General features: G+C 73.5%; 13 protein-coding genes. 9 read left to right on the top strand and 4 right to left on the bottom strand.

What is annotated here, in order from left to right; translation table 11 throughout:
- Positions 1–41: 41 nt before the first annotated feature.
- The 4 genes from ABZ459_RS01210 to ABZ459_RS01225 are packed head-to-tail and all read left to right on the top strand — an operon-like array spanning position 42 to position 3,649.
- Entirely contained in the window at positions 42–1,286 is a 1,245-nt protein-coding gene (locus tag ABZ459_RS01210) for an FAD-dependent oxidoreductase (protein ID WP_357964428.1), read from the top strand.
- On the top strand, positions 1,283–2,218 hold the full coding sequence (locus tag ABZ459_RS01215; RefSeq protein ID WP_357964430.1) for a Rieske 2Fe-2S domain-containing protein: 936 nt from the start codon (positions 1,283–1,285) through the stop codon (positions 2,216–2,218). Before ABZ459_RS01210 ends, ABZ459_RS01215 begins: the two co-directional genes overlap by 4 nt.
- Positions 2,215–3,036 (top strand): alpha/beta hydrolase, encoded by an 822-nt coding sequence (locus ABZ459_RS01220; RefSeq protein ID WP_357964432.1) that lies wholly within the window; start codon positions 2,215–2,217, stop codon positions 3,034–3,036. Before ABZ459_RS01215 ends, ABZ459_RS01220 begins: the two co-directional genes overlap by 4 nt.
- On the top strand, positions 3,014–3,649 hold the full coding sequence (locus ABZ459_RS01225; protein WP_357964434.1) for a VOC family protein: 636 nt from the start codon (positions 3,014–3,016) through the stop codon (positions 3,647–3,649). Before ABZ459_RS01220 ends, ABZ459_RS01225 begins: the two co-directional genes overlap by 23 nt.
- Here the strand turns inward: ABZ459_RS01225 and ABZ459_RS01230 are convergent.
- Entirely contained in the window at positions 3,632–3,793 is a 162-nt protein-coding gene (locus ABZ459_RS01230; protein ID WP_352329725.1) for a hypothetical protein, read from the bottom strand. The genes ABZ459_RS01225 and ABZ459_RS01230 overlap by 18 nt on opposite strands.
- A 164-nt stretch (positions 3,794–3,957) precedes the next feature.
- Here ABZ459_RS01230 and ABZ459_RS01235 point away from each other — a divergent pair, with 164 nt between their 5' ends.
- From ABZ459_RS01235 to ABZ459_RS01245, 3 genes are all read left to right on the top strand, one after another.
- Positions 3,958–5,331: an NAD(P)/FAD-dependent oxidoreductase gene (locus ABZ459_RS01235; RefSeq protein WP_357964436.1), complete on the top strand. Its 1,374-nt coding sequence runs from the start codon at positions 3,958–3,960 to the stop codon at positions 5,329–5,331.
- Positions 5,331–5,897 (top strand): hypothetical protein, encoded by a 567-nt coding sequence (locus tag ABZ459_RS01240; RefSeq protein ID WP_357964438.1) that lies wholly within the window; start codon positions 5,331–5,333, stop codon positions 5,895–5,897. The genes ABZ459_RS01235 and ABZ459_RS01240 overlap by 1 nt, the downstream gene beginning before the upstream one ends.
- A gap of 122 nt (positions 5,898–6,019) precedes the next feature.
- Positions 6,020–6,847: a hypothetical protein gene (locus tag ABZ459_RS01245; protein ID WP_357965840.1), complete on the top strand. Its 828-nt coding sequence runs from the start codon at positions 6,020–6,022 to the stop codon at positions 6,845–6,847.
- A 103-nt stretch (positions 6,848–6,950) separates the two neighbouring features.
- Here the strand turns inward: ABZ459_RS01245 and ABZ459_RS01250 are convergent, their stop codons facing one another.
- Both ABZ459_RS01250 and ABZ459_RS01255 read right to left on the bottom strand, forming a co-directional pair.
- Positions 6,951–7,256: a DUF6401 family natural product biosynthesis protein gene (locus ABZ459_RS01250; RefSeq protein ID WP_357964440.1), complete on the bottom strand. Its 306-nt coding sequence runs from the start codon at positions 7,254–7,256 to the stop codon at positions 6,951–6,953.
- Between the two features lie 54 nt (positions 7,257–7,310).
- The gene (locus tag ABZ459_RS01255; protein WP_357964442.1) at positions 7,311–8,471 is read right to left on the bottom strand and encodes a 4-hydroxybenzoate 3-monooxygenase; all 1,161 of its coding nucleotides are present in this window, start codon (positions 8,469–8,471) and stop codon (positions 7,311–7,313) included.
- Positions 8,472–8,551: 80 nt separating this feature from the next.
- Between ABZ459_RS01255 and ABZ459_RS01260 the strand changes: the two genes are divergently transcribed.
- Complete coding sequence (locus ABZ459_RS01260) at positions 8,552–9,304, top strand: IclR family transcriptional regulator (protein ID WP_352356857.1); 753 nt, start codon at positions 8,552–8,554, stop codon at positions 9,302–9,304.
- An 18-nt stretch (positions 9,305–9,322) separates the two neighbouring features.
- On the opposite strand, the gene ABZ459_RS01265 is transcribed toward ABZ459_RS01260, so the two are convergent.
- On the bottom strand, positions 9,323–11,089 hold the full coding sequence (locus ABZ459_RS01265; RefSeq protein ID WP_357964443.1) for a thiamine pyrophosphate-binding protein: 1,767 nt from the start codon (positions 11,087–11,089) through the stop codon (positions 9,323–9,325).
- Positions 11,090–11,176: 87 nt separating this feature from the next.
- Here ABZ459_RS01265 and ABZ459_RS01270 point away from each other — a divergent pair, with 87 nt between their 5' ends.
- A complete protein-coding gene (locus tag ABZ459_RS01270; RefSeq protein ID WP_357964445.1) occupies positions 11,177–12,064 on the top strand; it encodes an NAD(P)H-binding protein in 888 nt (295 codons plus the stop codon).
- Positions 12,065–12,169 lie beyond the last annotated feature (105 nt).

Genomic DNA, 12,169 nt, shown 5'->3' on the forward strand with positions numbered 1-12,169 from the left:
CGTGATCAGGCCGAGGACAAACTACTACAGAGGATGTGCCGGTGGCAGAGCTTGACGTCGTCGTGATCGGCGCCGGGGTGAGCGGGCTGACGGCGGCCGCGCGCCTGGCCGCCGCCGGGCTGGCGGTCACGGTGCTGGAGGCCAGGGAGCGGGTGGGCGGCCGGATCCGCACCCACCGGCCGTCCCTGCTGGAGCTGGGCGCGCAGGTGATCCACGGCGACCGCAACCCGATCGCGGCGCTGCCCGGCCTGGAGGCGCCGGTGCCGGTGCCGCGGCGCGCGGCCCGGGTGCTGCTGCCCGGCGGGCCGCGCCCGCTGACCGCGCTGCGGCCCACGCCGCCGCTGCTGGAGGAGCGGCTGACGTCGGGCGCGGCCCGGGAGCCGCTGCGCCGCCTGGCCGGGGCGAGCCCCTGGGACGTGCCGGTCGCGACGTGGCTCAAGGAGGAGACCGCGCAGTGCCCGCAGGCCCTGGAACCGGCGGCGGAGTGGTTCAGGCAGAACTGGGCGGCCGAGCCGGAGGCCCTGAGCGCTCCCGCGCTGGCCGCGCTGCGGCGGGCCGACCGGTCGGGGCGGGGCGAGTTCGCGCTGCCCGGCGGCTTCGACCGGCTGCCCGCGCGGCTGGCCGAAGGGCTGCGGGTGCGGCTCGGCGACGCGGTCGTCCGCCTGTCCTGGACGCGCGGCCGGGTGCGGGCGCTGACCGCCGCGGGGCACGTGGAGAGCGCCGCCGCCGCCGTGGTGACCGTCCCGCCGCCGGTGGTCGCCGAGGGGCGGCTGGTGCTGGACGACCTGCCCGTGCGCAAGCAGGCGGCGGCCTACGAGCTGCGGCCCGGCGACGCCTGGTGCGGGCTGGCCGCCTATCCCGTGCCCGCCCCCGAGTCCGTCGTGGTCTTCGACGCCGGCGGCCGTCTGGGGTTCGTCAGCACGACCGCCGGGCGACCCGAGGTGCTGGTGATGGCCAAGGCTCGCGCCGCCGCGGCGGCCCGGGGCGCGTGGGCCGAGCCGGGCGGCCTGGCCGCGCTGCTGGCCCGCGCCCTGCCGTGGACGCGAGGACTGAACCCGGAGGTGGTGGTGTCCGACTGGGGCGCCGACCCGTGGGCGGGCGGCGCGTACACCTACCCGGGCGTGGGGACGTTGTGGGCGTCCCCGGCCTGGGCCGAGCCGCTGGGCGGGACGGTCTTCTTCGCCGGGGAGGCCACCGTCGGCCTGTCCGGCCCGCCCATGGCGCACATGGCGATGGCCAGCGGGGAGCGCGCGGCCACAGAGGTGATTGGGGCACTGGAGAGATGACGGCCGGTAACGGGGAGCTCCACGGCGGGTGGTTCCTGCTCGCCCTCGACGACGAGATCGGCCCGGGAATCACCCCGCTGCGGCTGGGCGGCGCGCGCCTGATGGCCGTGCGCGACGGCGAGCGGATCCGGGTGTTCGAGGCCACCTGCCCCCACCGTGGCGCCCATCTGGGGTACGGCGGCAAGCTGGACGGCGACTGCGTGATCTGCCCCTTCCACGGCAAGCGGATCTCGCTGGGCGGCTCCGGCCGGCGCTGGTCGGTGGGTGAGCTGCGGACGCTGCGGGCCGGGGCGGCGCTGTTCGCCCGGCTGTCCGGCGACCCCGGCGACGACCGCGGCTTCGAGCAGGCGATCAAGCAGGCGGCCGAGGACCTGGTGATCGTGGCCGCGGTGAACCAGCCGGTGACGGTCCCGGCCGAGTACGTCGTCGAGAACGCCTTCGACGCCCAGCACTTCGGCACCGTCCACCTGGTGCCCTCGGTGCGCGGCATGCGGGTCAGCATGGGCGGGCACGACGAGCTGGTCATCGAGGGCGAGTTCCGTACCAAGGCGCCGCCGTGGGAGCGGGAGCGGCGGCTCGACTTCGCCTCCCGCTTCGTGGCCCGCGCCTACAGCCCGCACCTCGTGGTGACCGAGCTGGGCACGGAGTCGGCGCCGTACACGATCGTCACGGGCGCGGTGCCGGACGGGACGGGCTGCGTGGGCCGGGTGGCCATCGGCGTGCGGCCGGACCAGCAAGGCTCGCTGCCCGCGCTCGTGCACGGCGCCCGCTACGCCTTCGACCAGGACCGCGTGGTCTGGGACCACCTGGACACCGGCGCCCCGCAGCGGCTGGACGCCGGCGACACCCCGGTCATCGCCTTCCGCCGCTTCTGCCAGGGCTTCGCCCCCGTCCCCGTCCCCGCCTCCGCCTCCGCCGGAGCGTCCTCATGAGCCTGTACGTGCGCTCGACCGGCGAGGGCCGGGCCGTGTTGTGGATCCACGGCTACACGATGGACGCCTCGGTGTGGGAGCCGCTGTGGAACCTGCTGCCCGGCTGGCGGCACGTCGGCGTGGACCTGCCGGGGCACGGCCGGTCCGGGCCGCTGCGGCCGGGCACGTCGCTGCCCGCGCTGGCGGCCGAGCTGGCCGGGCTGGCCAGGGCGGAGTCGGCCACGCTGGTGGTGGCCGAGTCGATCGGCTCGATGATCGCCCTGCAGCTGGCCGTCGACCACCCCCGTGACGTGCGCGGGCTGATCGTCGGCTCCCCGACCATCGCCGGCGCGCCCCCAGAGCCGGGCACCGCCGAGCGTTACCGGGCGCTGGCCGGGCTGGCCAGGCTGGGCGCGGACGGCGAGCAGCTCGCCGACCTGTGGATGTCCTCGCCGCCGGACATCTTCCGCGGCACCGAGGACCATCCCGAGCTGCGGGCCAGGCTGCGGGCGATCGTGGCCGGGCACTCGTGGCGGGAGCTGCGCGACGGCGCGATGCACGGGCTGAGCAGGCACGTCCACACGGCCGACGACCTGCGCGGCATCCGGGCGCGCACGCTGGTCGTCGTCGGCGACCGGGACATGCCGACGTTCCGGGCCGGCGCCGCGCTGCTGCGCGAGTCGGTCCCCCGGTGCCGTACGGTCACCGTCCCCGGCGCGGGGCACCTGTGCCTGATCGAGCGGCCCGGAGTGGTGGCGCCGCTCGTCGCCGAGCACCTGCGGCTGTCGGCCCTGGATGCGGACGAGGAGGCCGGGCGTGCCGATTCACGAGCACTATGAGCCGGGCGAGCCGTGCTGGGTGGACTACGGGGCGCTCGACCCGGCCGGCGCGCGGGCCTTCTACGGGGAGCTGTTCGGCTGGACCTTCCGCGAGGAGGGCGGCTACTCCTTCGTCGAGCTGGGCGGCCAGGTCGTGGCCGGTTTCGGCCGGGTGCCGCCGGGCCTGCCCGCCTCGTGGAACACCTACCTGGCGGCCCCGGACGTGGACGCCCTGGCCGTCCGGGTGAAGGAGCTGGGCGGCGGCGTCCTCTTCGGCCCGATGGCGGCCGGCGCGGACGGCCGCGTGCTGTTCGCGACCGACCCGGCGGGGGCGGCGGTCGGCTTCTGGGAGGGGCACCGGCCGGCCGGGATCGTGCTGGCCGGCGAGCCGGGCACGTGGTGCGCCCACGAGCTGTGGTCGGCCGGCGCCGCGTTCTACCGGGACCTGCTCGGCGCCGCGCCCGCGGTCCGCGAGGGGACGGGGGCGCGGCCGCGGTGGATGACGTTCTTCGCGACCGCGGACCGCGCCGCGACCGCCGCGACGGCGGTCCGGCTGGGTGCCACGACCGCCCCCGGGCATCCCCGGGCGACGATCGTGCGCGACCCGTGGGGGGCCCTATTCGCGCTGACGTGACCGGCCGGACAGCACGAAGAACAGGGCCACGAGGACGGCGCCGGCGATGACGACCACCGAGCCGACCGTCTTGCCGATCAGGAAGGCCACGACCACCGCGGCGGCGTAGACCAGGGGAACGACCAGCCGGAGGTTCAATCCCATGCGCGCTCCTTGAAGAAAGACGGAACGGAACTCAGACGCATCATCGAACAGGCCGGGCCGGCGGTCCAGAATAACGCCGGAATATACGTATCGGCCTACGTATTGGGCCCCACCTGCCGGGCCCGTCACTGCGTAATACGTATCGATTATCGGAAGGGCTCGCGATGACCAGGGTATTAGTGATCGGCGGCGGCCCGGCGGGCTCGATCGCCGCGACGCTGCTGGCCCGTAACGGAATGGACGTCCGGCTGCTGGAACGCGAACGTTTCCCGCGTTACCACATCGGCGAGTCCGTCTCGCCGTCCTGCCGGACGATCATCGACTACGCCGGGGCGCACGAGAAGATCGAGGAGCGCGGCTACCCCGTCAAGGAGGGCCTGCTGCTGCGCTGGGGCGCCGAGCGCGACTGGACGGTGAACTGGGCGGCCACGTTCGGCCCCGAGGTGCGCTCCTGGCAGGTGGACCGGGACGACTTCGACCAGGTGCTGCTGGACCACGCCGCCTCCCAGGGCGTCGAGGTGATCCAGCGGGCCAGGGTCAGGCGCGTGCTGTTCGAGGACGGCCGCGCCTGCGCCGCAGAGTGGGACCGCGGCCTGGAGCGCTTCGATCACGTGGTCGACGCCTCCGGACGCGCCGGGGTACTGTCGGCGCAGCACTTCCGTGACCGACGACCGCACGACGTCTTCAGGAACGTCGCGATCTGGGGCTACTACCAGGGCGGCGACCTCCTTCCCGGCACGCCGGGCGGCGGCATCAACGTGATCTCCGCACCGGAAGGGTGGTACTGGGTGATCCCGCTGCGCGGCGAGGTGTTCAGCGTCGGCTTCGTCACCCACCAGACGCGCTTCCTGGAGCGGCGTCCCCACTACGGGTCGCCGGAGGAGATGTTCCACGCGGTGGTGGCCGAGTCGCCGACCGTGGCGGGGCTGGTCGGCAGGTTCACCGGCCCGGTGCGCATCGAGCAGGACTTCTCGTACGTGGCCGACTCCTTCTGCGGCCCCGGCTACCGCATCGCCGGCGACGCCGCCTGCTTCCTCGACCCGCTGCTGTCGACCGGGGTGCACCTGGCCATGTACAGCGCCCTGCTGGCCGCGGCCTCGATCACGGCCACCGAACGCGGCGAGGTGAGCGAGCAGGAGGCCCAGGGCTTCTACGAGTCCCTGTACCGCAACGCCTACCAGCGGCTGCTGACCATGGTCTCCTCGGTCTACCGGCAGTACCGTGGCCGGGCCAGCTACTTCTGGCTGGCCCAGCACCTGGTCAGGGGCGAGAGGTCCGACCACGCGTTCGCCGCGATCACGGCCGGGCTGTCCGACCTGACCGACGCCACCACCGCCGGCGGCACCGCGCCGATGAGCGAGCTGGTGACCGCCGCCCACGACGCGGGGCTGCGCGCCCTGCGCAACGTCACGCCCGCCGGCAGCACCCTGGCCCCCATGCGCATGGACGCCAACGACCTGTACGACGCCGCCACCGGCCTCTACCTGACCGCCCACCCCCGGCTCGGCATCAGCCGCTCACTGACGAGGACGCCTTGATGAAGTCACTGGTCCGCCTGCTCCTACCGCTCGCCTTACTGGCGGCCCTGCTCTCCCCCGGCCCGGCGACGGCCGCCCGGACACCCTCCTCGGCCGCGGCCGGGCAGGCGTTCGCCGGGCAGGCGGAGGCCATGCGGCGGCTCTCGTTCATGATCGGTACGTGGGCGGGGGCGGGCTGGACCGTCACGCCCTCCGGGACGCGGCAGGAGTTCCTGCAGACCGAGCGGGTGCGCCGGCAGGCGGGCGACCTGGTGATCTCGGTCGAGGGTCAGGGCCGCGACAAGGCCGACCCGCGCACGATCGTGGACAGCGCCCTGGCGGTGATCAACTACAACGAGGCGACCGGCCAGTACCGCTGGGAGGCGTTCTCGCGCGGCTACGTCACCACGGTGGTGCCGGTGGTCGGCGACGACACCTTCCAGTGGAGCCTCCAGACGCCCGGCTACACCAGCCGCTACACGCTGACGTTCACCGCCACGACCTGGCACGAGATCGGCGAGACCACCGTGGACGGCGGCCAGACCTGGCACCAGAACTTCCAGATGGACCTGCGCCGGCTCTACTGACGCCTGCGCGCACTTGTACAAATGTAACACTGCGCGAAAATTTGGTAGCAATGCGTGCATAGTCCCAGCTCAGCCGGGTACCGCGACTCCATTGGCTCCTCGTCCTGGAGGAAACCGTGGACATCAATATTGGCCAAGGCCTGACGGACGCCTGGCGACAGGTCGCGACGTTCGTGCCCAGGCTGGTCGCGTTCCTGGTGATCCTGATCATCGGGTGGATCGTGGCGAAGGCGCTGCAGAAGCTCGTGGACAAGATCCTCGACCGCGTCGGGTTCGAACGGGCGGTACACCGCAGCGGCGTGCAGCGCTGGCTCGAAAGCAGCCGGTACGACGCCAGCGGGCTGCTCGCCAAGCTCGTCTACTACGCGATCCTGCTGATCACCCTGCAGATCGCCTTCAGCGTCTTCGGGCCCAACCCGATCTCGGCGCTGCTCAACGGGGTGGTGGGCTGGCTGCCCAAGGCCGTGGTCGCCATCGTGATCATCGTGATCGCCGGGGCGATCGCCCGGGCCGTCAGAGATCTCGTCGACGGCGCGCTCGGCGGGCTGTCCTACGGACGCTGGCTCGGCATCGCGGCGGCCGTCTTCATCTGGGCGCTGGGCATCATCGCCGCGCTCAACCAGATCGGCGTCGCCACGACCGTCACGACCCCGGTGCTCATCACCGTGCTCGCCACCATCGGCGCGATCCTGGCCATCGGCCTGGGCGGCGGGCTCGTCCGCCCGATGCAGCAGCGCTGGGAGCGCTGGATCGGCCGGATCGAGGCGGAGGCGCCGCAGGCCAGGGCGCACGCCGAGGCGTACCAGCGGGGACGTGAGGACGCCCGCTCGATGGCCCGGCCCGCCGAACCGGCCCGGACCACGCCCGGCGCCACCGGCACGACCGGCCCGACCGGCCCGACGGGCACGACCGGCGGGGCGACCCGCGCGGACATCCCGCCGGAGACCTGAGCTCCGTGTGGCCGGGACGAGCGCCCGGTCACGCGGACCCACCGCGGCCCGCCCAGGCCCGCCTCCCTGGCGGTCGCCCCGGAACCGAGGTCCGCCGGCCGGCTCAGGCGGGTTCGGCGAGGAAGCCCTGTTCGCGGGCGAGCCAGCAGACCGCGGTCAGCCGCAGCGCGGGCGCGTCGTGGTCGCCGCTGAAGATCCAGCCGCGGTGGCGCAGCTCGTCGAGGAAGCCCAGCAGGTAGTCGCCGAGGGTCTCGCGGTCGAGCGGGATCGCGTCACGCAGCAGCGCCGCGTGCTGGTCCACGGCCGCGACCAGCGCCGGCTCGGACTCCATCCTGGCGAGCTGGGCATGGCCCAGCGTGTCCATCAACCACCGCAGGGGCGAAAGCGCCCAGCCCTCCTCGAAAACCACGCGCCAACTTTAAGGCATCGCCCGAGGTCAGCCCGCCTGGGGGGCGGTGGCGCGTCAGTCGAAGGGCAGCCCGACGTAGTTCTCCGCCAGCGTGGTCGCCGCCGCCTCCGAGGAGGTGACGTAGTCCAGGTAGGAGGTCTGCAGCCGCCGTCCGTACGCGTCGTCCTCGTCGAAGGTGTGCAGCAGCGTCGTCATCCACCACGAGAAGTGCTGCGCCCGCCACACCCGCTTCAGGCATGCCCGCGAGTAGCCGTCGAGCAGCTCCGACGAGCCGTGCTCGAAGAAGGCCGCCAGTGCCTCGGTCAGCACCCGGACGTCGGCCACGGCCAGGTTCAGCCCCTTGGCGCCGGTCGGCGGCACGATGTGGGCGGCGTCCCCGGCCAGGTAGAGCCGCCCGTACTGCATGGGCTCGGCGACGAAGGAGCGCATCGGCGTGACGCCCTTCTCGATGATCTCGCCCGTGGTCAGCTCGAAGCCAGGGACGGTCTCCAGCCGGGCCTTCAGCTCGGCCCAGACGCGCTCGTCCGGCCACTGCGCCACGTCGGCGTCGGCCGGGACCTGGAGGTAGAAGCGGCTGACCGTGGGCGAGCGCATGCTGTGCAGCGCGAAGCCGCGCTCGGTCCTGGCGTAGATCAGCTCCTCCGACGAGGGCGCCACCTCGGCCAGGACGCCGAGCCAGGCGAAGGGGTACTCCCGCTCGAACACCTCCAGGACCCCGTCCGGGACGCTCGGACGCGAGACGCCGTGGAAGCCGTCGCACCCGGCGATCACGTCGCAGTCGAGCCGCTCGCCGCCGAAGGTGAGGTACGGCTCGGAGCCCGGCGAGTGCACCGCGACGTCCTCGACCTCGAACCGCAGGTCGCCGCCCGCCGCCAGCCGGGCCGCGATCAGGTCCTTGACGACCTCCTGCTGGCCGTAGACGGTGATGGCGCGGCCGGGGACGAGCTTGTCGAAGGCGATGCGGTGGCCCGCGCCGCCGTACCGCAGCTCGATGCCGTGGTGGGGCAGGCCCTCGCGCAGCATGCGGGCGCCGACCCCCGCCTCGACGAGCGTGTCCACCGTGCCCTGCTCCAGGACGCCCGCGCGGACCCGCCGCTCGACGTAGGCGCGGCTGCGCTTCTCCAGCACCACCGAGGAGATGCCGCGCAGGTGGAGCAGATGAGACAGCAGCAGGCCCGCGGGGCCCGCGCCGATGATCCCGACCTGAGTTCGCATGAGGGAAGTCTGCTGCCTGCCGGCCCCGGGAGCCGAGTAGCCTCTTCCACTGAGTGGAAGAATTGTGCAGGAGTGTGGTCATGTCCGGAGGAGCCCGGCGTCCGGGGCAGACGGTGACGTCCAAGGTGCTGGCCATCCTGGGGGCGTTCGACGCGGCTCATCCGCAGCTCACGCTGACCGACCTGGCCAGGCGGAGCGGGGTGCCGCTGAGCACGGCCCACCGGCTGGTGGCCGAGCTGGAGGAGTGGCAGGCGCTCAGCCGCTCCCCCGACGGGCGGCTGCGGGTGGGGCTGCGGCTGTGGGAGCTCGGCCAGCTCGCGCCCGGCAGCCTCCAGGGCCGCGCGCACCCCTGGCTCCAGGAGCTGTTCGCCACCACCGGCGAGAACGTGCACCTCGCCGTCCGCGACGGCCTGGAGGTCCTGTACGTGGACAAGGTGTACGGCAGGCGGGCCGTGCCCATCGTCTCGCGCACGGGCGGGCGGCTGCCGATGCACCCGACCGGGGTGGGCAAGGCGCTGCTGGCCTTCGAGCCGGAGTGGTTCGTGCAGGCGTACCTGGCCCGCGCGCTCGAACGGCCCACGCCGCACACCGTCACCGAGCCGGGCCGGCTGGCCAGGGAGCTGGCGGCGGTGCGGGCGCAGGGCTACGCGCTGACGCACGAGGAGATGACGCTCGGCTCGTGCTCGGCTGCGGCGCCGGTCGTGGTGGACGGGCGGGCGGTGGCGGCCGTGGGGATCGTGCTGGCCTCGCGGCGCGCCCGCGAGCTGCCCCGGCTGGTGGACCCGCTCCTGGAGACCGCCGCCCGGATCGCCGCCGCCTGCCGGGCCCCGTGACCGGCCGCCGGATGGCGGTCAGTCGGTGAACTTATGGATGCGGTCCTTGAACAGGGTGGTCGCGATGGCCGCCTTGTGCGGCTGCCCCTTCAGGAACGCCTGGGCGAAGCTCTTGGCCTGGTCGTAGGAGACCTTGCCGGGCATGGGCGGCTCGTTCGGGTTGACGTCCACATCCACCAGGGCGGGGCCGTCGTGGGCGAGCGCCTGCCTGATCGCCGCGACCACGTCCCCGGCCTTGGTGACCTTGGCGCCGAACCCGCCGCACGCCCTGGCCCAGACCGAGTAGTCGGCCTCCGGCTGGGCGAAGCGCACGCCGTGCTCGGGGTAGCCGAGGACCATCTGCTCCCACAGGATCTGGCCGAGCGAGTTGTTGTTGTTGATGACGACCTTCACCGGCAGCCGGTGCTGGGCGGCGGTCAGGAACTCGGCCATCAGCATCGCGAACCCGCCGTCGCCGACGTAGGCGATGACCTGCCGGCCGGGGAAGGCGTGCTGCATGGCGATGGCGTACGGCAGGCCCGGCGCCATCGTGGCCAGCGTGCCCGACAGGTAGAACTCGCGCCCGCCGCGGATCGTCCAGTGGCGGGCGGCCCAGGTGGCGATCGTGCCGCTGTCGCAGGTCAGGATGGCGTCGTCGGCGGCCAGGTCGTCCAGGACGGACATGGCGTACTGGGGGGCGATCGGGTCCCTGTCGGGGTTCTCCAGGCTGTCCATGTCGGAGCGCCACTTGACCATGAGCTTCTGGTACTTGGCCAGGTGGCCGTCGCCGTCGCGCCGGGTGAGCAGCGGCAGCAGCTCGCGCAGGCCCTCCTTGGCGTCGCACACCACGGGCACGTCGGTCGGCACCCGCGCCCCGGCCCTGGTCGGCTCGGCCTCGAACTGCACCACCCGCGCCTTGCCCGGCTCGGGGAGGAACTTCGAGTAGGGGAAGTTCGTGCCGATCATGAACAGGACGTCGGCCTCGTCCATCAGCTCCTCGCTCGGCTTGGTGCCGAGCAGCCCGATGCCGCCCGTCGTGTACGGCGAGTCGTCCGGGACGACCGCCTTGCCGGGCAGCGTCTTGACCACCGGCGCGCCCAGCGCCTCGGCCACGGCCAGCACCTCCTGCCGGGCGTGCAGCGCGCCCTGCCCGGCCAGGATGGCGGGCCGTTCGGCGGCGTTGAGCACCTCGGCGGCCCGCGCCAGGTCCTCCTGGCGCGGCAGCCCCGGGGGCCGTAGGTAGATCGGCGCGGTCTCCGGCGCCCGCACCGGCGCGACCGTCCGGTACGGGTCCTCCCCCGCCTCGGCCACCTGGATGTCGTTGGGCAGCGTGAGATGGGCGACGCCGCGCCGCGCGTAGGCCGTCCGGACGGCCAGGTCCACCAGCGAGGGCAGCTGGGCCGGGTTGGTGATCATCATGTTGTACTCGGCCACGTCGGCGAACAGCTTGTCGAGGTGGACCTCCTGCTGATAGCCGGTGCCGAGCACGGCGGTCTCCTGCATGCCGGTGATGGCCAGCACGGGGACGTGGTCGAGCTTGGCGTCGTAGAGGCCGTTGAGCAGGTGGATGCCACCGGGGCCGGAGGTGGCCAGGCACACACCGATCCGTCCCGTGGCCTTGGCGTAGCCGGTGGCCATGAAGGCGGCGGCCTCCTCGTGGTGCACCAGCACGAACCGCACCCGGTCACGGTGACGGCGCAGCCCCTCCATGATGCCGTTGATGCCGTCGCCGGGCAGACCGAAGACGGTGTCCACGCCCCACTCGGCGAGCCGTTCGATCAGGGATTCGGATGCGATACGAGCCATATTGGCGGCTCTACCCCGCACCGCCGTCCACAGACCTCGTCACGAAAATCATTGTCATCTCTGGGGATTCGCGGGTATGGACCCGGCATGCGCATTCTGGTCACAGGAGCCACCGGCACCCTCGGCAGGGCCCTGGTGCCCGTCCTGCTCAAGGCGGGACATCGGGTACGGGCGCTCAGTCGTACCCGGCACGAGGACCGCGGGGGCGTGGAGTGGGTGTGGGGCGATCTGGCCTCGGGCAAGGGCGTCGCCGAGGCCGTCCGGCAGGTCGAGGCCGTCGCGCACCTGGCCACCGGCGGCCGGCAGGGGCGCGCCCAGGTGGACCTGGCCGGCACCCGCACGCTGACCGCGGCGGCCCGCGCGGCCGGGGCCTCGCACGTGCTGCTGCCCTCGATCGTCGGCGCGGACCGCGCGCCGGGTCACCGCCACAAGCTGGAGGCCGAGCGGCTGGTCCGGGAGAGCGGCATGGCCTGGACGGTCGTCCGCGCCACCCCGTTCCACCAGTCGGTGGACCGGCTGCTGCGCGACCTGTCGGCGCTGCCCGTGCTGCCCGTGGACCGCTCCCTGCTGTGGCAGCCGGTGCACGTGGACGACGTCGCCGGCCGCCTGGCCGCGCTGCTGGCCGGCGGCCCGGCCTGCGCCGTCGTCGAGTACGGCGGCCCGCAGGTCCTCGGCACCGAGGAGCTGACCAGGACCTGGCTGGACGCCCGCCGCCTGCGCCGCCTGTGCCTGCCGGTGCGCATCCCGGGCCGGCTGGCCGCCGCGCAGCGCGCGGGCGCGTTCACCACCGAGGCCGATCCCAAGGGCCGGATCACCTGGCACGACTACCTGTTCCCGCCGCCGCCCGTGCCCTCGGACGACTTCGCCGAGGAGCACACCGCCTCGCCGACCAGCCCGGCCACGCAGCCCGAGCGGGACCCGTCCGTGCGCGTCTACGGCGGCGACGAGGGCTACCAGCGGCCCACCCGCGGCTGACCCGCGGCCGACCCACGCAGCCCCGCGGCTGAGACCGGTTACCGATTCGTTAGGCACCCCCCTCTTGCTGGGCTTTCTCCGCCGTCGGTACCGTCACTGAACAAC

The sequence above is a fragment of the Nonomuraea sp. NPDC005692 genome (genome assembly GCF_040631115.1).
Taxonomy (GTDB): domain Bacteria; phylum Actinomycetota; class Actinomycetes; order Streptosporangiales; family Streptosporangiaceae; genus Nonomuraea.